The following is a 20,225-nucleotide window of genomic DNA, read 5'->3' as shown; positions in this document are numbered from 1 at the left end:
ACCTCACTCTAGTGGTATGTCGAGACTGAACAATCCGTTCAGACCGACTCCATTAGCTCATGAGGAATACGAGAATGAACATTAAATCCGCTGCTGCCGGTGCCGCCCTCGCTATGGCTGCCGCTACCATGTTTGCTGGTGTTGTCACTCAGGCTCAAGCCGCTGATACCGCTGTGCATTGCTATGGCGTCAACGCCTGCAAAGGCCAGAACGACTGCAAAACCAAAGACCACGCGTGCAAAGGTCAAGGTTCTTGCAAAGGCCAGGGCTTCCTCTCCATGAGCAAAGCCATGTGCGACCAAAAAGGCGGCAAAGTCGGCGAATAACCGGCAAACCAGTGCAACCGCAGCGGACGCCCCCTGCCGCTGCGGACACTTTGCCCAGGAGTTGTCGTATGTCCGCTTCCTTTCCCAATCTGGGCTACGGCCTGGGTTTACGCAGTGAGTATTACCAGCAGATCCTTGAACAGTCGCCGGCCGTGGATTGGTTCGAAGTGATCTCCGAGAATTATCTGGTCCAGGGCGGCAAAGCCTTGTACTACCTGGACGCGATAGCCGAGCGCTATCCCCTGGTGATGCACGGTGTGTCCCTGTCCATCGGTGGGCCCCATGCCCTCGATACCGATTACCTGAAACACATCAAACAGCTCGCCGAGCGCATTCAACCCGCGTGGATTTCAGATCACTTGTGCTGGAGTCGCGGTAGCGCGCATCAGTTGCACGATTTGCTGCCATTGCCTTACACCGAAGAAAGTCTCTACCACGTGGCCGGCCGTGTGCGCCAAGTGCAGGACGTGTTGCAGCGTCCGTTGGTGCTGGAAAATGTCTCCAGCTATGTACGCTCCAAGGCGGACGAATTCACTGAGTGGGAATTCCTCAATGCCTTGGCGCACCTCACTGGGTGCCAGTTGCTGCTGGACGTCAACAATGTGTATGTCAGTTCGCGCAATCACGGGTTCGATGCGTGGACGTTTATCCGCAGCCTGCCGCCCGAGAGTATTCGCCAACTGCATTTGGCCGGGCATATGGACTACGGCGATTATGTGGTCGATACCCATGACCATCCGGTGTGCGATCCGGTGTGGGCGCTCTATCAACAGACACTTGAGCATTTGGGGCCGGTGTCGACGCTGTTGGAGCGCGATGATCATTTCCCGCCGTTCGAAGAACTGCTTGCCGAGCTGAGCAAGGCCCGTGAACTGGGGGCTACCGCGCTGGCCCGGAGGTCGCTATGCGCCTGACCGATTGGCAGTTGGCCTTTGAGCAGCATCTGCTATCCGAAACGACGGTGGCCAACCGGGGTTTCGCCGCCACTTTGCTCGGCGGCCCGACCCTGGATGTCGACACGGGGCTGGCGATTTATCACAACGCCTACGTGTCGCGGTTGCAGGAAGTGTTGCGCCATGATTTCGGCGCCATCTGGTATTGGCTGGGGGATGATGAGTTCGCGTTATTGACACAGGCCTATGTGCGACGTTATCCGTCCGCTCATTACAGCCTGCGTTGGTTGGGTGAGCGGTTCCCGGCGTTCATTGTTGAGCACCTGGTGGCTGAGCAGAGCGCCCCGCTGGCTGAACTGGCGCGGTTGGAGTGGGCCTTTACCCTGGCGTTTGATGCGCCGCAGGGTGAGCCGCTGACCCTTAATGATATGGCGCAACTGCCACCCGAAGCCTGGCCGGGTTTGCAGGTAGCCCTGGCGCCTTGCGTGCAGCAGATGCTCTGCCAGTTCAATACCGTGGCGATTTGGCGAGCGAGTAAGGATGAGTCGGACTTCCCCGGCAGCCATGCACTGGAGGTCGCGCAGATTTGCCTGGTATGGCGCCACCAGAACGTGTGCCACTACCGCAGCCTGGAACCCGCCGAAGCCTGCGCACTGGCAGGCATGGTCGCCACCGGCTGGCGCTTTTCAGAACTGTGCGCAGAGTTGGCAGTCACTTATAAAGAGGGTGCAGCGCTGCAAGCGGTGACGTGGCTGAAACAGTGGGTCCAAGACGGTTTGCTCGAGTTTCGGGCGCAGTAGAGCGGCGCTATCGATTCGATAGCCCCCTACTTTGTCTTTGGATGGTCTACCCTCATTCCAGACGTCTGAAACAAGGGGGGACTACTCATGCTCGCGCCACTTCCACCGGCCTTACAGAATCTAAAGCTACCGCTTCGTCTTCGACTCTGGGATGGCCATGAATTCAACTTGGGCCCTGAGCCCAGTGTGACCATCGTGGTGAAGGACCCCACGGCGGTTTCCATGCTGACCCATCCAACGCTCGACTCATTGGGTGAAGCGTTCGTCGAAGGCAAACTGGAGCTTGAGGGTTCCATCACCGAGGTCATTCGGGTCTGTGACGAGTTGAGTCACGCGCTGATCGAAGACGACCTGGAAAGTCATCCGGTGCGCTCGATCCACGACAAGGCGACCGACGCAGCCGCCATTTCCTACCATTACGACCTGTCCAACGAGTTCTACCAGCTTTGGCTGGACCAGGACATGGCGTACTCCTGCGGCTACTTTGAAACCGGCAGTGAATCCATCGACCAGGCTCAACAAGACAAATTTCGCCACTTGTGCCGCAAGCTGCGCTTGCAACCGGGTGAGTATTTGCTGGATGTGGGCTGTGGCTGGGGCGGGCTGGCGCGTTTTGCGGCGCGGGAATTCGGGGTCAAAGTGTTTGGTATCACCCTGAGCAAGGAGCAGTTGGCACTGGCCCGGGAGCGCGTCAAAGCGGATGGCCTGGAAGACCAGGTGGACCTGCAATTGCTCGACTATCGCGACCTGCCCCAAGACGGTCGTTTCGACAAAGTGGTCAGCGTGGGCATGTTCGAACACGTTGGCCATGCCAACCTGGCGCAATACTGCCAAACCCTGTTTGGTGCGGTGCGTGAAGGCGGCCTGGTGATGAACCACGGCATCACTGCCAAGCACACGGATGGTCGACCTGTCGGCCGTGGCGCCGGGGATTTTATCGAGCGTTACGTGTTCCCCAACGGTGAGTTGCCCCATCTGGCGATGATGACTGCCGAAATCAGTGAAGTCGGGCTGGAAGTGGTCGACGTCGAGAGCCTGCGCCTGCATTACGCGCGCACGCTGGACCATTGGAGCGAGCGGCTGGAAGACAACCTTGAAGCGGCGGCGAAGATGGTGCCGGAGCAAGCGTTGCGTATTTGGCGGCTGTACCTGGCCGGTTGTGCCTATGCGTTCGCCCGTGGCTGGATCAACCTGCATCAGATCCTGGCAGTAAAACCTCATGCCGATGGCAGCCATGAACTGCCGTGGACGCGGGAAGATATCTACCGCTGAAACAGTGCTGCGAAGACGCAGAAGATGTAAATGTGTTCTGTGTTGGTTGTCAGAGAATCGGTGAAATAAGCCGCGCGACTCGCATGCCCAGTTGTTGCAGGCGGCGGGTTTCGCGGCTTTCTTTCTGGCTGACTTCGTGGGCGACGGCGAAGTCGTCCAGCAGCATCTGTTCCACTTCGCTGGCAAACGCCTCGTCCACGGTCAGCAGCATCACTTCGAAATTAAGCCGGAACGAACGGTTGTCCATGTTCGCGCTGCCGATGGCGCTGATTTCGCTGTCCACCAACACCACCTTTTGATGCAGGAAGCCCGGCTTATAGCGGAATACCCGCACGCCGGCGCGCACCGCTTCGATGGCGTAGAGGCTGGAGGCGGCATACACAATGCGGTGATCGGGCCGCGACGGCAGCAGCAGGCGCACATCCACCCCGCGTAACACCGCCAGGCGCAGGGCGGCGAATACGGCTTCGTCGGGCACGAAATAGGGGCTGGTGATCCACACCCGCTCGGTCGCGGCATGGATCGCTTCGACGAAAAACAGCGAGCAGGTTTCATACGGGTCAGCCGGGCCACTGGCGAGCAGTTGGCAGAGCACGCCGTCTTCAGGGTAAGTGTCCGGCAGGATCAGTGGCGGCAACTCGCGCGCGGCCCAGAACCAGTCTTCGGCAAACGATTCCTGCAGGCAGGCCACGACCGGGCCGGTGACCTGTACATGGGTATCGCGCCATGGCGCCAACGGCGGCTTTTTGCCCAGGTACTCATCGCCGACGTTATGCCCGCCGACAAATCCGGTAACGCCGTCCACTACCACGATCTTGCGATGGTTGCGGAAGTTGACCTGGAAGCGGTTGAGCCAGCCGCTGCGGGTGGCGAATGCTTTGACCTTGACGCCGGCGTCGCGCAGCGATTGCACGTAGCGAGAGGGCAGGGCGTGGCTGCCGATGCGGTCGTAGAGCACGTGGATGTCTACGCCTTCGGCGGCCTTCTCCTTGAGCAAGGTGTGCAGTTGGCGGCCGAGTTCGTCGTCATGGATGATGAAAAACTGGAACAGCACCGCCGTTTTGGCCGTGCGGATAGCGTCGAAGATTGCGCTGAAAGTCGCCTCGCCATTGATCAGCAAGCGTACTTCGTTATTGGCCAGGCATGGCATGCGGCCAAGTTTGGGCATGGCACGCAGGGACGCATAGGCATTGGAGTTGCGTGCGGCGAGCGCTTCATCGACCCAGGGGCGCCAGTTCAGCGCGGTGATGGCGGTGTGCATTTCCTGGTTGGCCTGGCGACGCGCCTGGATATAAGCGTCGAAGGTGCTGCGACCAAAAATCAGGTACGGAATCAGCGTCAGGTAAGGCATGAACATCAGCGACAGGGCCCAAGCGATTGAGCCTTGGGCGGTCCTGACGGTCAGCACCGCGTGAATCGCGGCCAGAGTCCCGAGAAAGTGCAGCGTGGCAATGAAGTAGGCGAGCAAGTGCGGGCCAAAAAAATCCATGAACGACGTAACTCCAGGCAATCAAGTGCCTAACAGACCATGTTCGACGGTGAATGTCGCTATTTTATTTGTCGTGCAACACTGGCAGCTTTGCGGCGTCTAACGCCCACAATTATCCAGGAGTTACCCGATGAATGCTCGCCTGCTTGGTTTGGCCATGGTTGTTGGATTGTCGCTGCCCGTGGCGGCTCAGGCGCAGATGTTGGCGCCGGGCTTGTGGGAATTGACCACCAGTAATATGAAAGTGGATAACCAGGACTTGCCCGACCTGTCGCTGATCCTCGGTCAGCTCAAACAACAGATGACCCCTGAACAGCGCGCGATGCTCGAAAAACAGGGCATCACCATGGCCGGTAAAGGCGTGCAGGTGTGCCTCACGCCGGCCCAGGTTGCCTCTGACTCAATCCCGCTGACTGACCCGCAATCGGGCTGTAAACAGCAAGTGACCGACAAGACCGGCAACCAATGGAAGTTTCGTTTCAGCTGCCCGAAAGCCCAGGGCACCGGTGTAGCGACGTTCCAGAGCCAGCAGGAGTTCACCACGACCGTCAACGGCACTTTCAATGCCACCGGCGTTCAGCAGAAGGGCAGCCTGGACACCCACGCTCAGTGGCTGGGTAACGATTGCGGTACGGTCAAACCCCGCGCTTAACGCAGAAAGTGCAGGGGCAAGCCCTGGCAACTGTCGACCACCTGGCCGTTGTGCCACGCCAGGTGGCCTGACACCAGCGTGGTGCTGACGCTGTGGCGAAAGCTGCGCTCGGCGAAGGGCGTCCAACCGCAGCGCGCGAGAATGGGCTGGCTGTTGACGGGTTTGCCCTCGGGCTCAGGTTTGATCAGCACCAGGTCTGCCCAATAGCCTTCGCGCAAGTAGCCGCGATCGGGAATGGCGAACAGGTCGGCTACCCGGTGACTGGTCTTGGCCACCAGGGTAGGCAGGGGCAAGAGCCCGTCCGCAACCAACTCTAATAACGCCGGCAACGCGTGCTGCACCAACGGCAGCCCGGATGGCGCTTCGCGGTAGCTCAACTGTTTTTGCGCCCAGGTGTGCGGCGCATGGTCACTGCCAATCACATCCAGACGATCAGTCAGCAAGGCACGGCGCAGGGCGTCGCGGTCGGCACGGGTCTTGATCGCCGGGTTGCATTTGATCTGGTGGCCGAGGCGGTGATAGTCGTGGTCATCGAACAGCAGATGGTGCAGGCAGACTTCGGCGGTGATGCGCTTTTCGGCAAGGGGAATGTCGTCGAACAGCGCCAACTCGATGGCGCTGGTCAGGTGCAACACGTGCAGGCGGGTGCCGTGACGCTTGGCCAGTTCCACTGCAAACGATGATGAGCGATAGCAGGCTTCGGCATCCCGGATCAGCGGGTGGGCGACCGCGGGAATATGTTCGCCGAAGCGCTCGCGCAGGCGTTGCTCGTTGGCCAGGATGCTGGGTGTGTGTTCGCAGTGAGCAAGCAGGAGGGTGGGGACTTCGGCAAACAGTCGCTCCAGAATCCGTGGGTCGTCCACCAGCATGTTGCCGGTGGAGGCGCCCATGAACACTTTCACCCCGGCCACTTCGCGTGGGTCCAGGGCGGCGACCGTGTCGAGGTTGTCGTTGCTGACCCCAAAGTGAAAGCCGTAGTTGGCCACTGAGTGCAGCGCGGCGCGGCGCTTTTTATCGGCCAGGGCCTCCAGGTTAAGTGTGGCGGGGTGGGTGTTGGGCATGTCCATGAAGCTGGTAATGCCACCCGCCACTGCGGCGCGGGATTCGCTATAAAAACTGCCTTTTTCGGGCGCGCCGGGTTCGCGAAAGTGCACTTGGTCATCAATCATTCCCGGCAGCAGCCATTGGCCTTGGGCGTCGATTTCTACCGGTTCGTTGTAGCCTTCAAGGCTGGTAGCGATCTTCTCGATACGGCCATTGGCGACCAGTACATCAGCGTCGAATAACTGGCCTTCATTCACCAGGCGGGCATTGCGAATCAGCAGGCGGCTCATGGTTCAGAACTCGTTTTGCAGGGCTTTGTAACCGCGCACCAGATCGACGTTGGTGCGCGCCACGTCTTCGGAAAACTCCGAGGCACTGACACTCACCGGCGGGAATTGCGACAGGTCGGTGTTCGGGCCGATGCGGGTGGTGGAGGGCACATAGAAGTCGGCGGGCAAGTCACGGCCGTCGACCACCGAGTTATGGCGCACCACGCAGCCATCACCGACGGCGCAGTTGAACAGCACGCTGTTGAAACCAATGAAGACGCGGTCGCCGACGGAGCAGGGGCCGTGGACGATGGAGCGGTGCGCGATAGAGGTGAACTCGCCGATGGTCACCGCCGCCCCGGATTTGGAGTGGATGACCACGCCGTCCTGGATATTGGAGTTGGCACCGATGGTGATGGGGTCCATGGCACCGCTGGCGTCGACTTCGTCGGCGCGGATGACGGCGTAGGGACCGACGAACACGTTCTCGCCGATGATGACCTTGCCGCAAATGATGGCGGTTTTGTCGACGTAGGCTGATTCGGCAATCACCGGCAGATCGCCGGAGGGGTTCTTGCGGATCATGCAGCGGGCTCCGTAATGATATGAACGTAGGCGCCATCGATGGCGTTGTAGAAGCAGGTGGGCCGGCCGGTGTGGCAGGCCGGGCCTTGCTGGTCGACAATCAGCAGCACGGCGTCGCCATCGCAATCCAGGCGCGCTTCGACCAACTGTTGCCAGTGGCCGGAGCTTTCGCCTTTGCGCCATAGTTGCTGGCGCGAGCGCGACCAGTAGCAGACCTGCCCTGTGGCCAGGGTTTCATCGAGGGCCTGGCGGTTCATCCAGGCCAGCATCAACACCTGGCCGCTGCCGTGTTGCTGGACGATGGCGGCAATCAGGCCATCGCTGTTCCACGGCAGGGCGTTGAGTACCGGCTCGAGTGGAAAGCGGCTGCCAATGGCAGCCCCTTCCAGGTCGCGCATGCTCAAGGTCATGGCTTGCTCAGGGCGGCGCACAGGGTGTTGAGGTTGTACTCGAACAGACCGGTGAAGGTGCTGGCCGGGCCTTCGGCAGCGAGGGCGTCGGAGTACAGCGTGCCGCCGATCTGCGCGCCGCTTTCGTCAGCGATTTGCTTGAGCAGGCGCGAGTCCTTGATGTTTTCCATGAACACGGCTTTGACCTTGTCCTTGCGGATCTGGGTGATCAGCGCAGCGACTTCGGCCGCTGAGGGTTCACGCTCGGTCGACAGCCCTTGTGGCGCCAGGAACTGGATGCCGTAGGCCTGGCCCAGGTAACCGAAGGCATCATGGGAGGTAACGATGCGGCGGTTGCCAGGCGGCAATGCACCGAACTTGGTTTTGGCTTCGGCCAGCAGGCGGTAGATTTCTTTCAGGTACGCTTGGCTGTTGCGCAGGTAGTCGGCCTTGTTGGCCGGGTCAGCGGCCACCAGCGCCTTGGTGATGTTGTTCACATAGATTTCGGCGTTGGCCAGGTTGTGCCAGGCGTGCGGATCGGGAATGGTTTCGCCGTCTTCTTCCATGGTGTGGGAGATCACGCCTTTGCTGGCGGTGACCACAGTGGCTTTGGTTTCGGTGCTGGTGACCAGGCGGTCCAGCCAGGGTTCGAAGCCGAGGCCGTTCTTGATGATGACCTTGGCCTTGAGCAGCGCCTTGGCGTCATCCGGTGTCGGTTCGTAGGTATGGGCGTCGGCGTCCGGGCCGACCATGTTGCTGATCTGGATGTGCTCGCCACCGATCTGGTGGGTGATGTCATCGAGAATGCTGAAGCTGGTAACCACTTGAAGTTTGTCGGCGGCCTGAGCCATCGACAATGGCAGCAGAATGCTGAACAGCACGAGTAGAGCGCGCATCGGAAAACACCTCATTGGGATGTAAGCAAGGGCGGGCGGCGCAGCAAGCCGTGCACCGGACCGAAGACCACGGACAGCAAATACCCGCCGCCAGCCACCAGCACAATCGCCGGGCCGCTGGGTAGCGAGTAGTAGAACGACAGCAACAAACCCAACCACACCGACAGGCATCCCAGCACTGCCGATACCGCGATCAACACCGGCAGGCGCCGGCTCCAGAAGCGTGAAGCAATGGCCGGCAACATCATCAAACCCACCACCATTAACGCGCCGATGGCCTGGAAACCAATCACCAGGTTCAGCACCACCAACGTCAGAAATAAGCCGTGGGCGAGTGGGCCCAGGCGGCTGACGGTTTGCAGGAACAGCGGGTCAAGAGTGTCCAGCAGCAGCGGTTTGTAGATCAGCGCCATGGCGATCAGGCTGAAGCCGGACACCCAGAGCATGCCGGTCAGGGTGGTCTCATCCACTGCCAGGGCTGAGCCGAACAGCAGGTGCAAGAGGTCCAGACGCTTGCCGGCGATGCCCAGGATCAGCACGCCCGCTGCCAGGGAGATGGGATAAATGGCGGCGAGGCTGGCGTCTTCGCGCAGGCCGGTACGGCGGGTGATCCAGGCTGACACGCCGGCCATGCTCAGGCCTGCGCCAAGGCCGCCGATGGTCAGGGCGGGCAGGCTGAGGCCGGCGAACCAGAAGCCCAGTGCGGCGCCGGGCAGGATGCCATGGGCAACGGCGTCACCGATCAGGCTCATGCGGCGCAGGATCAGGAACACGCCCAGCGGCGCGGTGCTGCACGCAAGCACCAGCCCGCCGATGAGCGCGCGGCGCATAAATACGAAGTCGAGGAACGGCATCCACAGGTGGGCGGTGAAGTGCATCAAGCCACCTGCATGTGCGGTTGCGGGCGGATCAGCTCTTTGCTGGGCCCGAACAGGCAGCCGGTGCTTTTGATCTGCACCACTTGCTGGGTGTGCTGACGCACCGACGCCAAGTCATGACAGACGACGATCAGCGTGCGGCCTGCGTCGTGCCAGGCGTGGATGTGTTTCCAGCAGAGTGCCTGGCCTTCTTCGTCGAGGGCGGCGTGAGGTTCGTCGAGTAGCAGGACCGGCGCTTCGGCCAGGCTCATGCGCGCGAGCAGGGCACGTTGCAGTTCGCCGCCGGACAGCGCCATCAATGGGCGGTGTTCCAAACCACTGAGGCACCATTCTTCCAGCACCGCTTGCAGGCGTTGGCTGCGTTGTTCCGGGGTGAGTTTGGTGCCCCAGAAACCGGCGGCGACCAGCGCTTGCAGGCTGATCGGAAACTGCCGGTCCAGGTGTTGCTGCTGCGGCAGGAATGACAAGCCGCCACGGCGTGGAACCTCCACGCTGACAGTGCCTGCCAACGGTTTTTGCAGGCCGGCAATGACTTTGAGCAGGCTGCTCTTGCCTGTGCCGTTGGCGCCGATGATGCCGGTGAGGCTGCCTTTTTCCAGCGTCAAATCCAGCGCCGGTGTGAGCGGTTGCCCGGGGGCACCCCAGCGCAAAGCGTTGCAGGTGATCATGCAGAGTCTCTCGTCCAGCGGCTTTCAGCCACGGCATCGTGCGCGTGCAGGCTTTCGGCGTGGATCACTTTGAGGTGGAAGGCTTTGACGGCATCCGAGCGTTTCAAGGCGAGGTTCAGTCGGCGAGCGGCGTCTTCGCAGAACATCAGGTTCTGCCCATTGGCCAAAGCGAAGGCTTGTTCATCCGCACGTTTCACAGCGGTTTGCACGGCAGTGCCGAGGGCGGCCTCGACATCATCGATCAGGTCGGTAAGCGGCAAGGTGGACTGATTGGCGTCCAGTTGGATCGACAACTCTGCGCTGCTTCGTTGGCTATGAGGCGTGGCGACGATGCCATTGGCGCTGCCGAGCCAGGTCAGCACATCCTCGTGCTGCAACGGCGTGTTGGCGAAATCTTCGAGAAATTGCTGTTGAATCAACTGCCTGGCGAGCGCGGCCGAGCACGGGCAGGTTGACGAGTAAGTAACGTCAATTTTTAGTTCCACGTGGAACATCTGGTTTTCCAGGCGTGCTTCGATGCACACCGGGTAGCCTTTCCAGCCAGCTAATGGACTGACCAGCGCGGGGCGTTTGAGCAATAAGTCGGTGTGGATACGCAGGTAGGCGTTCTTAGATAAACCTTCATGACTCTCAAGAAAGCGCTCAAGTAGAGTACGCAGAAGCGCAGGCGTCAGAGGCTGTTGGTCGAGCATTTCCAGGGCCAGGTACAGGCGTGACATATGAATGCCACGGGCCTCGCCATCGTCCAGGCTGACGCCCGCATCGGCAGTGGCGCTCAAGCGTTGGCCGTCGATGAGGATCGGCAGGGCAATGCCACACATGCCTACCCAGTCGAGTGGCACGGCTTGGCGTGAAGCCTGCGCGGCAATATCCGGCAGAGTCAGCGCATTCATGGGCAGGTCCATCGTTGGAAATAAAAAGACATGTTATATTATAACTATTGAATCGACGATGATTTTTCTGCACCCGCCTTTCTTCAGTCATGTCGAGCAAGGACGCTCCTCTATTTGCGGTATATGTCATGCACAGACGTCAGCTCCTCAACCTGCTGCTGCTCAGTCCCCTGTTCACCTTGCCTTTGGGGGCCTACGCCACGCAGATCCGCAATGCGCGCCTGTGGCGCTCGGACGATAAATTACGCTTGGTGTTCGACCTCAGCGGCCCGGTGCAATACAAGACCTTTTCCCTGACCTCTCCGGAACGGTTGATCATCGATCTGAGCGGCGCCGGGCTGTCGGGGGATTTTTCTCAGTTGGCGTTGAAGAACAGCGGGATTACTTCAATCCGCTCCGGGCATTTCGGCAAAGGCGACACACGCATCGTGCTGGAACTGGCCACGCCGATGCAGCTCAACAGCTTTCTATTGCCGCCCCAGGATGGCCAAGGTCATCGCCTGGTGCTCGACCTGACCAACGCCACTCATGCCCCTCGCCAAATCGCAGCGGAACCGCCGCCTCTGGTTGCGCCGGTCGATAAAGCACATCCCAAGCGCGACATCATCGTGGTGGTTGACCCCGGCCACGGCGGCAAAGACCCTGGCGCCATCGGCTCCAGGGGCCAGCGCGAAAAGGACGTGGTGCTGTCCATCGCCCAATTACTGGCCAAACGTTTGAAGCGTGAGAAGGGCTTTGACGTGAAACTGGTGCGCAACGATGACTTCTTCGTGCCGCTGCGCAAGCGTGTGGACATTGCCCACCAGCACAAGGCCGATATGTTTATCTCGGTGCATGCAGACGCCGCGCCACGACTGTCGGCGTCCGGGGCCTCGGTGTATGCGTTGTCTGAAGGTGGCGCAACTTCCGCCACGGCGCGCTTCATGGCGCAGCGCGAAAACGGCGCGGACCTGCTGGGTGCCACAACCTTGCTCAATCTCAAGGACAAGGACCCGATGTTGGCCGGGGTGATTCTCGATATGTCGATGAACGCCACCATCGCTTCCAGCCTGCAGCTGGGCAGCTCAGTGTTGGGCAGCCTGCAAAGCATCACCACGCTGCACCAGAAACGCGTGGAGCAGGCTGGCTTTGCGGTACTTAAATCACCGGACGTCCCCTCTATTCTGGTCGAGACCGGGTTTATCTCTAATACCCAGGACGCCCAGCGGTTGGTGACTGCGCGTCATCAAAAGGCGGTGGCGGATGGTCTGTTTGAGGGGCTGAAAAAATACTTCGAAAAGAACCCTCCGATGAACAGCTACATGGCCTGGGTTCAAGAGCAGAAGAACGGCCAGGTCTAACAGCCGGTCATACGGCTGCACGTGAACTTGGCACTGGCACCACCTGAGCTGGAAAACCGGTTGAGGGTGGTCCAGCCCACGCGCCGTGTGTAGCCGACCCACGCCTCTCCGTCGGACGCTAACCCAGTAAAGAACGTCAACTGCCCATAGCGGCTGTTGGTTTGTGCCCAGTAGCGTTTGCCGATCACCTCGAACCCTCGCAAGTACGTGGTGCTGCCCACGGTCGCCACGCTGTAGGCGTTCCCCAGCGGGTCCACGCAGGCCAGCAGGTTGGCGCTGCGCGTGCAGTTTGCCAACAGGCTTGGCGGTTGAGCGCAGGCAGGTCCTGCCGCTGCCAATAACAGGGCGCACAACAGGCGTTTCATGGCGATTCTCGGGGTAAGGAAGGGCTCAAGCATTGCGCCCTTCGTCGTGGTGAGCAAGTCGGATTGGCTTATTTGTGTTGTTATACTATAACATAAAAACACAGCCTGACCCGTGACCCGCTTCCCATGACTGAACAAGACCTCCTGGCCCAACCGCCCGCCGACTACATGAATGAAGCCCAGCAACGGTTCTTCCGTGAACTGCTGCTTGCCCAGCGTACTGAGCTGCAGGCGCGCATCGAGGGCGAGTTCCTGGCGCTGCGTGAGCAGGAAACCAACAGCGACCCGGCCGACATGGGCAGCGCCGAAGAACAGCGCCAGTGGCAACTGCGTCTGTTAGAGCGGGAAAAGAAGCTGTTGGACAAGATCGACGACGCCCTCGAATTGCTGGCCCGCGGCGAGTACGGCTGGTGCCGTGACACCGGCGAATCGATTGGTCTGCAACGCTTGCTACTGCGCCCCACCGCAACCTTGTGTATCGAAGCCAAAGAACGTGAAGAGCTGCGCGAACGCCATCGACGGGCGATTTGACCGGCCAACCCTGATGAGGAATACCTGATGCCCGATCGTCTCCCCGTTACCGTGTTGTCCGGTTTTCTCGGCGCCGGTAAAAGCACGCTGCTCAATTACGTCCTGCGTAACCGCGAAAACCTGCGGGTGGCGGTGATCGTCAACGACATGAGCGAAATCAATATCGATGGCAGTGAGGTTCAGCGTGATGTCACCCTGAACCGCTCCGAAGAAAAACTGGTAGAAATGAGCAACGGCTGCATCTGCTGCACCTTGCGTGAGGACTTGCTGGAAGAGGTCGGAAAACTCGCCAAGGAAGGTCGGTTCGATTACCTGTTGATCGAATCCACTGGCATTTCCGAGCCATTGCCGGTGGCCGAAACATTCACCTTCCGAGATGAAAACGAGCAGAGCCTGGCCGATATCGCGCGTCTGGACACCATGGTCACCGTGGTGGATGGCATGAACTTCCTGCTCGACTACCAAGCCGCTGAAAGCCTGGCCTCACGCGGCGAAACCCTCGGCGAAGACGATGAACGCTCGATCACCGACCTGTTGATCGAGCAGATCGAGTTCGCCGACGTGATCCTGATCAGCAAGATCGACCTGATCAGCAGCTGCGAGCGCGAAGAACTGATGGCCATCCTCGAGCGCCTCAACGCCCAGGCAGAAATCATCCCGATGGTCATGGGTGAGGTGCCGCTGAACAAGATCCTGAACACCGGCCGCTTCGACTTCGAACGCGCCGCCCAGGCCCCGGGCTGGTTGCAGGAATTGCGCGGTGAACATGTACCGGAAACGCAAGAATACGGCATCGCTTCCACGGCTTATCGTGCGCGCCGGCCATTTCATCCGCAGCGCTTTTTCAACTTCATCGACCGTCCGTGGGTAAACGGCAAACTGCTGCGCTCCAAAGGCTTTTTCTGGCTGGCCAGCAAGCACCAGGATGCGGGCAGTTGGTCCCAGGCCGGAGGGTTGATGCGCCATGGTTTTGCTGGGCGCTGGTGGCGTTTTGTGCCGAAAAGCCAATGGCCTCAGGACGAAGAAAGCGTGGCAGCGATCATGGGCAACTGGCAGCTGAGCACCGGCGATTGCCGCCAGGAACTGGTGTTTATCGGGCAAAACATCGACTTCAGCCAGATGCGCGCCGAGCTGGACGCCTGTTTGCTCACGGATGAAGAAATGGCCCTGGGTGTCGACAGTTGGCGCCTGCTGGCCGACCCCTTTGGCCCTTGGTATGAAGAGGTCGCGTGATGTTGGCACCGGTTATTCCCCTGCGTCCCGTGATACGTCAGACCCACGGTGAAACCCCGCTGGCACTGTCCGATATCCTGGAAGACGGCGTAAATCTGGCGTTATGGCAGCGCCAGTTGCCCCATCATATTGCCGAGTTCGGCGCCTTGCTGGTGGCGCTCAATGAACCGTTGGCCGATGCCCTGGTGATCGAGCTTAACCAGGACGACGCTGAGCCGAACTTGCAGGGTTTGGCGTCCAGTTGTCGTGATCTTGAAGGCTATGAAGGGTTTATCGCCGATGTGTCGTGGCTGGTCAGCGCGTTCGCCTGCCTGCTCGGTGCCAAGCGTATAGGCGTGCGTTTGCGGCTGTTGGACAAAGCCATGTGCCCACGTTTTCACGTTGACCATGTGCCCGTTCGGTTGATTACCACCTATGCCGGAGTCGGTAGTCAGTGGTTGCGCGAAGGGGTGATGGACCGCCGAAAACTGAGCCAACCGGATGCCGAACCGACTGAGCGCATTGAGCAAATCCACTGTGGCGAAGTGGCCTTGCTCAAGGGCACCAAGTGGCACGGCAACGAAGGCCACGGCCTGATCCATCGCTCGCCCGCACTCAAAGCCGATGAGCGACGGTTGATCCTGACGCTGGATTGGCTGGCATAACCGGGTAGGATCAAGCTCTCTATATGGTCTGAATGATGCCCCTCATGCTGCAGAACATTCCCACCCACGTGATTGCCGGGCCGCTGGGCGCCGGCAAGACCAGCCTGATCAAGCACCTGCTGGCGCAACGCCCGGCCAACGAGCGCTGGGCGGTACTGATCAATGAATTCGGGCAGATTGGTCTGGATGCGGCGTTACTCACTCAGGACGATGATGGCATTGCCTTGGGTGAAGTCGCCGGTGGCTGTTTGTGCTGTGTGAACGGCGCACCGTTCCAGGTAGGCCTGGGCCGCTTGTTGCGTAAGGCTAAACCGGACCGGTTGTTTATCGAGCCCTCGGGTTTGGGCCATCCCGCGCAGTTGCTCAAGCAATTACGTGAGGCGCCCTGGCAACACGTGCTGGCAGTCCAGCCCTGTGTGTTGGTGCTGGATGCCCAGGCATTGGCGGCGGGCAAACCTTTGCCGCCAGCGCAGCGCGAGGCCTTGGCCAGCGCCGGGTTGCTGGTGTTGAACAAGGACGAAACGCTGGATACCGCGCAGCGCCAAGCCGTCGAACGCCTATTACCCGACTGCCCGCTGCACTGGACCCGCCAGGCACACTTGCCGCTGGCGCGGTTGCCGGGCCTCCACACTCAAGCCGGCGCCGCTGTGGATAACGTTGAGGTGCCCAGCGGCGTGGCGCAGATGCCAGCCATCTGGAGCGATCCGACACTGCCCATCTGCCTGAGCCAGGCTCAAGAGGGAGGCTGGAGCATCGGGTGGCGCTGGCACCCGAGCCAGCAATTCGACACCGGGCGCCTGGACCATTGGCTCACAAGCCTTGCGTGGCGCCGCGCCAAACTGGTTATCCACAGCGGCCATGGATGGGTCAGCGCCAACGCTGTGGATAACAGCCCACTGGCTTGGCAACCCAGCGAATGGCGGCGCGACTCGCGCATTGAATTGATTTTCAGCGAGCCACAGGACGTAGTCGCATTGCAGAGCGCGCTGGCCGCCTGTCGTCAGTGACGCGTCTTGGTGGCGTGGTCCTGGCGCCACTGGCTTAGCTCGATCACTTCCGCGCTGGGCAGCGGCGTCTTGATCTCGAACGGGTAGGGCGCCAGTTCAATCTGCGCGCTGTGGGCGCCGAACTGGGTGATAGTCCCGGGATGGCGGGTTTCGCCGGTCACGGTGAACTCAAAGTTATAGATACGTGCCAGGCGCCGACGACCCTTGGCATCCCTCACAAAACCGATGCGTTTTAAAGCCACCGCACCGTCGAGCAGTTCGATATCGAGCTTGGCGCAATGCTGCTTGACCCGCTCCAGCGCCCGCTCGCGCAGGCCGTGGTTGTGCCACACCCAAGCGGCGCCAGTCGCCAGCAGCATCAACACAAAGATGTTTCCCAGGGTCAGCATGCGATGAACTCCAACAAAGTGAGAGCAGCTTAACTGTGTCTCTGGTCTGTCGTATAGGCCGTGTTTAGTCGCATACTGCGCGGCCAGAATTTCAACGGCTTTACGGAAATCTCCCGCATGAAACGCACACCTCATCTGCTTGCGATCCAGTCTCATGTGGTCTTTGGCCACGCCGGAAACAGCGCCGCCGTGTTCCCCATGCAGCGGGTCGGGGTGAATGTCTGGCCGCTGAACACCGTGCAATTCTCCAATCACACTCAGTATGGCCAGTGGGCGGGCGAAGTGTTGGCGCCGCAGCAAATTCCGGCATTGGTGGAAGGCATTGCCGCCATTGGCGAGCTCGGCAACTGCGATGCGGTGCTGTCCGGCTACCTCGGCAGTGCAGACCAGGGCCGGGCGATTCTGACCGGTGTGGCGCGGATTAAAGCCATCAACCCCAAGGCCCTGTACCTGTGCGACCCGGTGATGGGCCATCCGGAAAAGGGCTGTATCGTGCCTCAGGAAGTCAGTGATTTCCTGCTGGACGAGGCGGCGGCTATGGCGGATTTCCTGTGCCCCAACCAGCTGGAACTGGACAGCTTTGCCGGGCGCAAGCCGCAATCGCTGTTCGACTGCCTGGGCATGGCCAAGGCATTGCTGGCACGCGGGCCGAAGGCGGTCCTGGTCAAACACCTGGATTACCCGGGTAAGTTGCCGGATGGTTTTGAGATGCTGCTGGTGACTGCCGATGGTAGCTGGCACTTGCGGCGGCCGTTGCTGGCGTTCCCGCGCCAGCCGGTGGGCGTGGGCGACCTGACATCAGGGTTGTTCCTGGCGCGGGTGCTGTTGGGCGACAGCTTGGTGGCGGCCTTTGAGTTCACGGCCGCCGCGGTGCATGAAGTGCTGCTGGAAACCCAGGCCTGCGCCAGTTACGAGTTGGAACTGGTCCGCGCCCAGGACCGTATTGCCCATCCCCGGGTACGCTTCGAGGCCACACCGATCAGTCTGTAGTCACACCAAACCCAGTGTGGGTGCTGGCTTGCCTGCGCTGGCATCACCGCGGTGCAACTTGAAAACCGAGGTGAACCCATCGCGGGCAAGCCCGGCTTTCACGCTTGATTGGGTTTACAGCCTGGGATTTACGGCGCGTCGGCTTTGATTTCCTGATAGCGCTTTTCCAGCTCCTGGCGAATCTGCCGACGCTGCTGGGCCTGCACAAACCGGCGCTTGTCTTCGCTGTTCTGCGGCTGCAGCGGCGGTACGGCGGCGGGTTTGCGCTGGTCGTCGACGGCCACCATGGTGAAAAAGCAGCTGTTGGTATGGCGCACCGAACGCTCACGGATGTTCTCGGTCACCACCTTGATGCCCACTTCCATCGAGGTGTTGCCGGTGTAGTTGACCGAGGCAAGGAAGGTCACCAGCTCGCCGACATGAATCGGTTCGCGAAAAATCACCTGGTCGACCGACAGTGTGACGACGTAGCGGCCCGCGTAACGGCTCGCGCAGGCGTAGGCCACTTCGTCGAGGTACTTGAGCAGGGTGCCGCCGTGGACATTGCCTGAGAAGTTGGCCATGTCAGGGGTCATCAATACCGTCATCGACAGCTGGGCGTTTCCGGGTTCCATAGCACACTCACGGGTTGTAGGCATTGGTTGGGGGAGGCACCTCTGCGGGTGCTGAACGCTTTGCAGCGCGCTCCCTAACGGGACGCCGGCGGGTCGCTTGCCGTCACGCGTGCAGCGATCTGTTTCCATATATTGCACCGGCTTTCTGCCGGAAGTCGCGGTGTTACCCTTCAAACGCCCATCTCAGGGCATTTCTTACGATCAAGGCAGACTTTTCCTTCCGCTCTTTGCGACTGTTCAAAGGTGCGAGTGGAAGTGGGAAAAGCGCCAGTACCCTCAAGGAGCCCCTCGCCATGCACGCCATCAGCTTTATTCAGGACTTGGCCGTGATCATGCTGGTAGCAGGGGTTGTGACTGTCCTGTTTCATCGTCTCAAGCAGCCCGTGGTGCTGGGGTATATCGTCGCCGGGTTCATCATCGGCCCCCACACCCCGCCATTTGGCCTGATCCATGACGAAGACACGATCAAGACCCTTGCCGAGCTGGGGGTGATCTTCCTGATGTTCTGTCTGGGCCTTGAGTTCAGCCTGCGCAAGTTGTTCAAGGTCGGTGCCACCGCGTTTATAGCGGCGTTCCTCGAAATCATTCTGATGATCTGGATCGGCTACGAAATCGGCCGCTGGTTCGACTGGAACACCATGGACTCGCTGTTCCTCGGCGCGATCCTGGCGATCTCCTCGACCACCATCATCGTCAAGGCACTCAATGACCTGAAGATGAAAAACCAGCGGTTTGCCCAGCTGATTTTTGGCGTATTGATTGTTGAGGACATCCTCGGCATCGGCATTATCGCCTTGCTGTCGAGTATTGCCGTCAGTGGTACGGTCAGCTCCGGCGAGGTGTTTTCCACGGTCGGCAAACTCTCGCTGTTCATGATCGTCGCGCTGGTCATCGGTATTTTGCTGGTGCCGCGCCTGCTGGCCTACGTGGCCAAGTTCGAAAGCAACGAGATGCTGCTGATCACCGTGTTGGGCCTGTGTTTCGGCTTCTGCCTGCTGGTGGTCAAGCTGGAATACAGCATGGTGCTGGGCGCGTTCCTGATCGGCGCGATCATGGCCGAGTCCCGCCAGTTGATTAAGATCGAGCGCCTTATCGAGCCTGTTCGCGACATGTTCAGTGCGATCTTCTTTGTCGCCATCGGTTTGATGATCGACCCGCAAATCCTGCTGCAGTACGCCTGGCCGATCGCGGTGATTACCGTTGCGGTGGTGCTGGGCAAGATGTTGTCCTGCGGCCTGGGGGCTTTTATCGCTGGCAACGACGGCCGCACCTCACTGCGGGTTGGCATGGGGCTGTCACAGATTGGCGAGTTTTCATTCATCATCGCTGCGCTGGGCATGACGCTGCAGGTCACCAGTGACTTCCTCTATCCGGTGGCGGTTGCCGTTTCGGCAATTACCACCTTGCTGACGCCTTACTTGATCCGCGGTGCCGACCCGTTGTCGTTAAAGATTGCCTCGGTGATGCCTAAGCGCATGAGCCGGGTATTTGGGATGTATGGCGAATGGCTGCGCAGCATCCAGCCTCAGGGTGAGGGTGCAATGCTGGCGTCGATGATCCGCAAAATCATCCTGCAAGTGGGGGTCAACCTGGCGCTGGTGGTGGCGATCTTCTTCACCGGCAGCTTTTTCGCGGTGCGTATCGGCGGTTATCTGGAAGGCTGGATCAGTGATCCGAGTTGGCAGAAGGCATTGATCTGGGGCGCGGCGTTGCTGTTGTCGCTGCCGTTCCTGATTGCGGCGTATCGCAAACTAAAGGCGCTGTCGATGTTGCTGGCGGAGATGAGCGTGAAGCCGGAAATGGCCGGGCGGCATACCCAGCGCGTGCGGCGGGTGATTGCCGAACTGATCCCCATCCTCTCGTTGCTGGTGATTTTCCTGCTATTGGCAGCCTTGTCGGCCAGTATTCTGCCGACCAACAAGTTGCTGGTGCTGATTGCCGTCGTCACGGCCGCGGTAGCGGCCGTGCTCTGGCGGTGGTTCATCCGCGTGCATACGCGGATGCAGGTCGCCTTGCTGGAGACGCTGGATAACCATAAGGATACGCCGGAGCACTAGA

The 20,225-nt window shown here is 60.2% G+C and carries 23 protein-coding genes; 12 read left to right on the top strand and 11 right to left on the bottom strand.

Annotated features, from left to right (window positions below; all coding sequences use genetic code 11):
- Window positions 1-74: 74 nt before the first annotated feature.
- The 4 genes from A7D21_RS23740 (at window position 75) to cfaB (ending at window position 3,291) form a co-directional block, all read left to right on the top strand.
- Window positions 75-326: a hypothetical protein gene (locus A7D21_RS23740; protein WP_053258753.1), complete on the top strand. Its 252-nt coding sequence runs from the start codon at window positions 75-77 to the stop codon at window positions 324-326.
- 68 nt (window positions 327-394) lie between these two features.
- The gene (locus A7D21_RS23735; protein ID WP_053258752.1) at window positions 395-1,240 is read left to right on the top strand and encodes a DUF692 domain-containing protein; all 846 of its coding nucleotides are present in this window, start codon (window positions 395-397) and stop codon (window positions 1,238-1,240) included.
- Window positions 1,231-2,019 carry a DNA-binding domain-containing protein gene (locus A7D21_RS23730; RefSeq protein ID WP_069552829.1) on the top strand — a complete coding sequence of 263 codons (789 nt, stop codon included), beginning with the start codon at window positions 1,231-1,233 and terminating at the stop codon, window positions 2,017-2,019. The genes A7D21_RS23735 and A7D21_RS23730 overlap by 10 nt, the downstream gene beginning before the upstream one ends.
- An 87-nt stretch (window positions 2,020-2,106) precedes the next feature.
- Complete coding sequence (gene cfaB, locus A7D21_RS23725; protein ID WP_053258750.1) at window positions 2,107-3,291, top strand: C17 cyclopropane fatty acid synthase CfaB; 1,185 nt, start codon at window positions 2,107-2,109, stop codon at window positions 3,289-3,291.
- 49 nt (window positions 3,292-3,340) lie between these two features.
- Here the strand turns inward: cfaB and cls are convergent, their stop codons facing one another.
- Window positions 3,341-4,780, bottom strand: coding sequence for a cardiolipin synthase (cls, locus tag A7D21_RS23720; RefSeq protein ID WP_069552828.1), 1,440 nt, complete (start codon window positions 4,778-4,780; stop codon window positions 3,341-3,343).
- Window positions 4,781-4,910: 130 nt separating this feature from the next.
- Between cls and A7D21_RS23715 the strand changes: the two genes are divergently transcribed.
- The gene (locus A7D21_RS23715) at window positions 4,911-5,432 is read left to right on the top strand and encodes a DUF3617 domain-containing protein (RefSeq protein ID WP_053258748.1); all 522 of its coding nucleotides are present in this window, start codon (window positions 4,911-4,913) and stop codon (window positions 5,430-5,432) included.
- Here A7D21_RS23715 and A7D21_RS23710 read toward each other — a convergent pair.
- From A7D21_RS23710 to folE2, 7 genes are read right to left on the bottom strand one after another with little or no spacing between them, the layout of a single operon-like run.
- Entirely contained in the window at window positions 5,429-6,766 is a 1,338-nt protein-coding gene (locus tag A7D21_RS23710; RefSeq protein ID WP_069552827.1) for a dihydroorotase, read from the bottom strand. The genes A7D21_RS23715 and A7D21_RS23710 overlap by 4 nt on opposite strands.
- 3 nt (window positions 6,767-6,769) lie before the next feature.
- Window positions 6,770-7,330: a DapH/DapD/GlmU-related protein gene (locus A7D21_RS23705; protein WP_069552826.1), complete on the bottom strand. Its 561-nt coding sequence runs from the start codon at window positions 7,328-7,330 to the stop codon at window positions 6,770-6,772.
- Window positions 7,327-7,740: a phosphoribosyl-AMP cyclohydrolase gene (gene hisI / locus A7D21_RS23700; RefSeq protein ID WP_053258745.1), complete on the bottom strand. Its 414-nt coding sequence runs from the start codon at window positions 7,738-7,740 to the stop codon at window positions 7,327-7,329. Before hisI ends, A7D21_RS23705 begins: the two co-directional genes overlap by 4 nt.
- Complete coding sequence (locus A7D21_RS23695) at window positions 7,737-8,615, bottom strand: metal ABC transporter substrate-binding protein (RefSeq protein ID WP_069552825.1); 879 nt, start codon at window positions 8,613-8,615, stop codon at window positions 7,737-7,739. Before A7D21_RS23695 ends, hisI begins: the two co-directional genes overlap by 4 nt.
- A gap of 11 nt (window positions 8,616-8,626) precedes the next feature.
- Window positions 8,627-9,493, bottom strand: coding sequence for a metal ABC transporter permease (locus A7D21_RS23690; RefSeq protein ID WP_069552824.1), 867 nt, complete (start codon window positions 9,491-9,493; stop codon window positions 8,627-8,629).
- Window positions 9,493-10,161 (bottom strand): metal ABC transporter ATP-binding protein, encoded by a 669-nt coding sequence (locus tag A7D21_RS23685; protein WP_069552823.1) that lies wholly within the window; start codon window positions 10,159-10,161, stop codon window positions 9,493-9,495. Before A7D21_RS23685 ends, A7D21_RS23690 begins: the two co-directional genes overlap by 1 nt.
- Window positions 10,158-11,054: a GTP cyclohydrolase FolE2 gene (gene folE2, locus A7D21_RS23680; RefSeq protein WP_053258741.1), complete on the bottom strand. Its 897-nt coding sequence runs from the start codon at window positions 11,052-11,054 to the stop codon at window positions 10,158-10,160. Before folE2 ends, A7D21_RS23685 begins: the two co-directional genes overlap by 4 nt.
- Before the next feature lie 128 nt (window positions 11,055-11,182).
- Here folE2 and A7D21_RS23675 point away from each other — a divergent pair, with 128 nt between their 5' ends.
- Window positions 11,183-12,394 (top strand): N-acetylmuramoyl-L-alanine amidase, encoded by a 1,212-nt coding sequence (locus tag A7D21_RS23675; protein ID WP_069552822.1) that lies wholly within the window; start codon window positions 11,183-11,185, stop codon window positions 12,392-12,394.
- Here A7D21_RS23675 and A7D21_RS23670 read toward each other — a convergent pair.
- A complete protein-coding gene (locus A7D21_RS23670) occupies window positions 12,391-12,759 on the bottom strand; it encodes a hypothetical protein (RefSeq protein ID WP_053258739.1) in 369 nt (122 codons plus the stop codon). The two genes, A7D21_RS23675 and A7D21_RS23670, sit on opposite strands and share 4 nt — an antisense overlap.
- 126 nt (window positions 12,760-12,885) lie before the next feature.
- Here A7D21_RS23670 and dksA point away from each other — a divergent pair, with 126 nt between their 5' ends.
- From dksA to A7D21_RS23650, 4 genes are read left to right on the top strand one after another with little or no spacing between them, the layout of a single operon-like run.
- A complete protein-coding gene (gene dksA / locus A7D21_RS23665) occupies window positions 12,886-13,290 on the top strand; it encodes an RNA polymerase-binding protein DksA (protein ID WP_053258738.1) in 405 nt (134 codons plus the stop codon).
- Between the two features lie 27 nt (window positions 13,291-13,317).
- Window positions 13,318-14,523: a zinc metallochaperone GTPase ZigA gene (gene zigA / locus A7D21_RS23660; RefSeq protein WP_053258737.1), complete on the top strand. Its 1,206-nt coding sequence runs from the start codon at window positions 13,318-13,320 to the stop codon at window positions 14,521-14,523.
- On the top strand, window positions 14,523-15,167 hold the full coding sequence (locus A7D21_RS23655) for a DUF1826 domain-containing protein (RefSeq protein WP_053258736.1): 645 nt from the start codon (window positions 14,523-14,525) through the stop codon (window positions 15,165-15,167). Before zigA ends, A7D21_RS23655 begins: the two co-directional genes overlap by 1 nt.
- Before the next feature lie 44 nt (window positions 15,168-15,211).
- Window positions 15,212-16,174: a GTP-binding protein gene (locus A7D21_RS23650; protein WP_069552821.1), complete on the top strand. Its 963-nt coding sequence runs from the start codon at window positions 15,212-15,214 to the stop codon at window positions 16,172-16,174.
- On the opposite strand, the gene A7D21_RS23645 is transcribed toward A7D21_RS23650, so the two are convergent.
- A complete protein-coding gene (locus tag A7D21_RS23645) occupies window positions 16,168-16,563 on the bottom strand; it encodes a DUF3301 domain-containing protein (RefSeq protein WP_053258734.1) in 396 nt (131 codons plus the stop codon). The two genes, A7D21_RS23650 and A7D21_RS23645, sit on opposite strands and share 7 nt — an antisense overlap.
- A 117-nt stretch (window positions 16,564-16,680) precedes the next feature.
- Between A7D21_RS23645 and pdxY the strand changes: the two genes are divergently transcribed.
- Window positions 16,681-17,553 (top strand): pyridoxal kinase PdxY, encoded by an 873-nt coding sequence (gene pdxY / locus A7D21_RS23640; RefSeq protein WP_069552820.1) that lies wholly within the window; start codon window positions 16,681-16,683, stop codon window positions 17,551-17,553.
- A 128-nt stretch (window positions 17,554-17,681) separates the two neighbouring features.
- Here pdxY and A7D21_RS23635 read toward each other — a convergent pair whose 3' ends face one another.
- Window positions 17,682-18,167, bottom strand: a complete 486-nt coding sequence (locus A7D21_RS23635; RefSeq protein ID WP_053258732.1) for an acyl-CoA thioesterase — start codon at window positions 18,165-18,167, stop codon at window positions 17,682-17,684.
- Between the two features lie 293 nt (window positions 18,168-18,460).
- Here A7D21_RS23635 and A7D21_RS23630 point away from each other — a divergent pair, with 293 nt between their 5' ends.
- Entirely contained in the window at window positions 18,461-20,224 is a 1,764-nt protein-coding gene (locus A7D21_RS23630; RefSeq protein WP_053258731.1) for a cation:proton antiporter, read from the top strand.
- The last annotated feature ends 1 nt before the right edge of the window (window position 20,225 follow it).

This window comes from Pseudomonas sp. AP19, assembly GCF_001728855.1.
In the GTDB taxonomy this organism is placed as follows: domain Bacteria; phylum Pseudomonadota; class Gammaproteobacteria; order Pseudomonadales; family Pseudomonadaceae; genus Aquipseudomonas; species Aquipseudomonas fluorescens.
Note: the sequence above shows the minus strand (reverse complement) of the source record. Positions and strands in the feature narration are given on the sequence as shown.

Bases quoted from the DNA above. Each gene is read 5' to 3' on its own strand.
- A7D21_RS23715 (WP_053258748.1), top strand. From the start codon at position 4,911: ATGAATGCTCGCCTGCTTGGTTTGGCCATGGTTGTTGGATTGTCGCTG.
- A7D21_RS23645 (WP_053258734.1), bottom strand. From the start codon at position 16,563: ATGCTGACCCTGGGAAACATCTTTGTGTTGATGCTGCTGGCGACTGGC.
- A7D21_RS23730 (WP_069552829.1), top strand. From the start codon at position 1,231: ATGCGCCTGACCGATTGGCAGTTGGCCTTTGAGCAGCATCTGCTATCC.
- cls (WP_069552828.1), bottom strand. From the start codon at position 4,780: ATGGATTTTTTTGGCCCGCACTTGCTCGCCTACTTCATTGCCACGCTG.
- A7D21_RS23705 (WP_069552826.1), bottom strand. From the start codon at position 7,330: ATGATCCGCAAGAACCCCTCCGGCGATCTGCCGGTGATTGCCGAATCA.
- A7D21_RS23670 (WP_053258739.1), bottom strand. From the start codon at position 12,759: ATGAAACGCCTGTTGTGCGCCCTGTTATTGGCAGCGGCAGGACCTGCC.
- A7D21_RS23630 (WP_053258731.1), top strand. From the start codon at position 18,461: ATGCACGCCATCAGCTTTATTCAGGACTTGGCCGTGATCATGCTGGTA.
- A7D21_RS23685 (WP_069552823.1), bottom strand. From the start codon at position 10,161: ATGATCACCTGCAACGCTTTGCGCTGGGGTGCCCCCGGGCAACCGCTC.
- A7D21_RS23675 (WP_069552822.1), top strand. From the start codon at position 11,183: ATGCACAGACGTCAGCTCCTCAACCTGCTGCTGCTCAGTCCCCTGTTC.
- A7D21_RS23710 (WP_069552827.1), bottom strand. From the start codon at position 6,766: ATGAGCCGCCTGCTGATTCGCAATGCCCGCCTGGTGAATGAAGGCCAG.
- folE2 (WP_053258741.1), bottom strand. From the start codon at position 11,054: ATGAATGCGCTGACTCTGCCGGATATTGCCGCGCAGGCTTCACGCCAA.
- A7D21_RS23690 (WP_069552824.1), bottom strand. From the start codon at position 9,493: ATGCACTTCACCGCCCACCTGTGGATGCCGTTCCTCGACTTCGTATTT.
- pdxY (WP_069552820.1), top strand. From the start codon at position 16,681: ATGAAACGCACACCTCATCTGCTTGCGATCCAGTCTCATGTGGTCTTT.
- A7D21_RS23650 (WP_069552821.1), top strand. From the start codon at position 15,212: ATGCTGCAGAACATTCCCACCCACGTGATTGCCGGGCCGCTGGGCGCC.
- zigA (WP_053258737.1), top strand. From the start codon at position 13,318: ATGCCCGATCGTCTCCCCGTTACCGTGTTGTCCGGTTTTCTCGGCGCC.
- cfaB (WP_053258750.1), top strand. From the start codon at position 2,107: ATGCTCGCGCCACTTCCACCGGCCTTACAGAATCTAAAGCTACCGCTT.
- A7D21_RS23635 (WP_053258732.1), bottom strand. From the start codon at position 18,167: ATGGAACCCGGAAACGCCCAGCTGTCGATGACGGTATTGATGACCCCT.
- A7D21_RS23655 (WP_053258736.1), top strand. From the start codon at position 14,523: ATGTTGGCACCGGTTATTCCCCTGCGTCCCGTGATACGTCAGACCCAC.
- A7D21_RS23735 (WP_053258752.1), top strand. From the start codon at position 395: ATGTCCGCTTCCTTTCCCAATCTGGGCTACGGCCTGGGTTTACGCAGT.
- A7D21_RS23695 (WP_069552825.1), bottom strand. From the start codon at position 8,615: ATGCGCGCTCTACTCGTGCTGTTCAGCATTCTGCTGCCATTGTCGATG.
- A7D21_RS23740 (WP_053258753.1), top strand. From the start codon at position 75: ATGAACATTAAATCCGCTGCTGCCGGTGCCGCCCTCGCTATGGCTGCC.
- hisI (WP_053258745.1), bottom strand. From the start codon at position 7,740: ATGACCTTGAGCATGCGCGACCTGGAAGGGGCTGCCATTGGCAGCCGC.
- dksA (WP_053258738.1), top strand. From the start codon at position 12,886: ATGACTGAACAAGACCTCCTGGCCCAACCGCCCGCCGACTACATGAAT.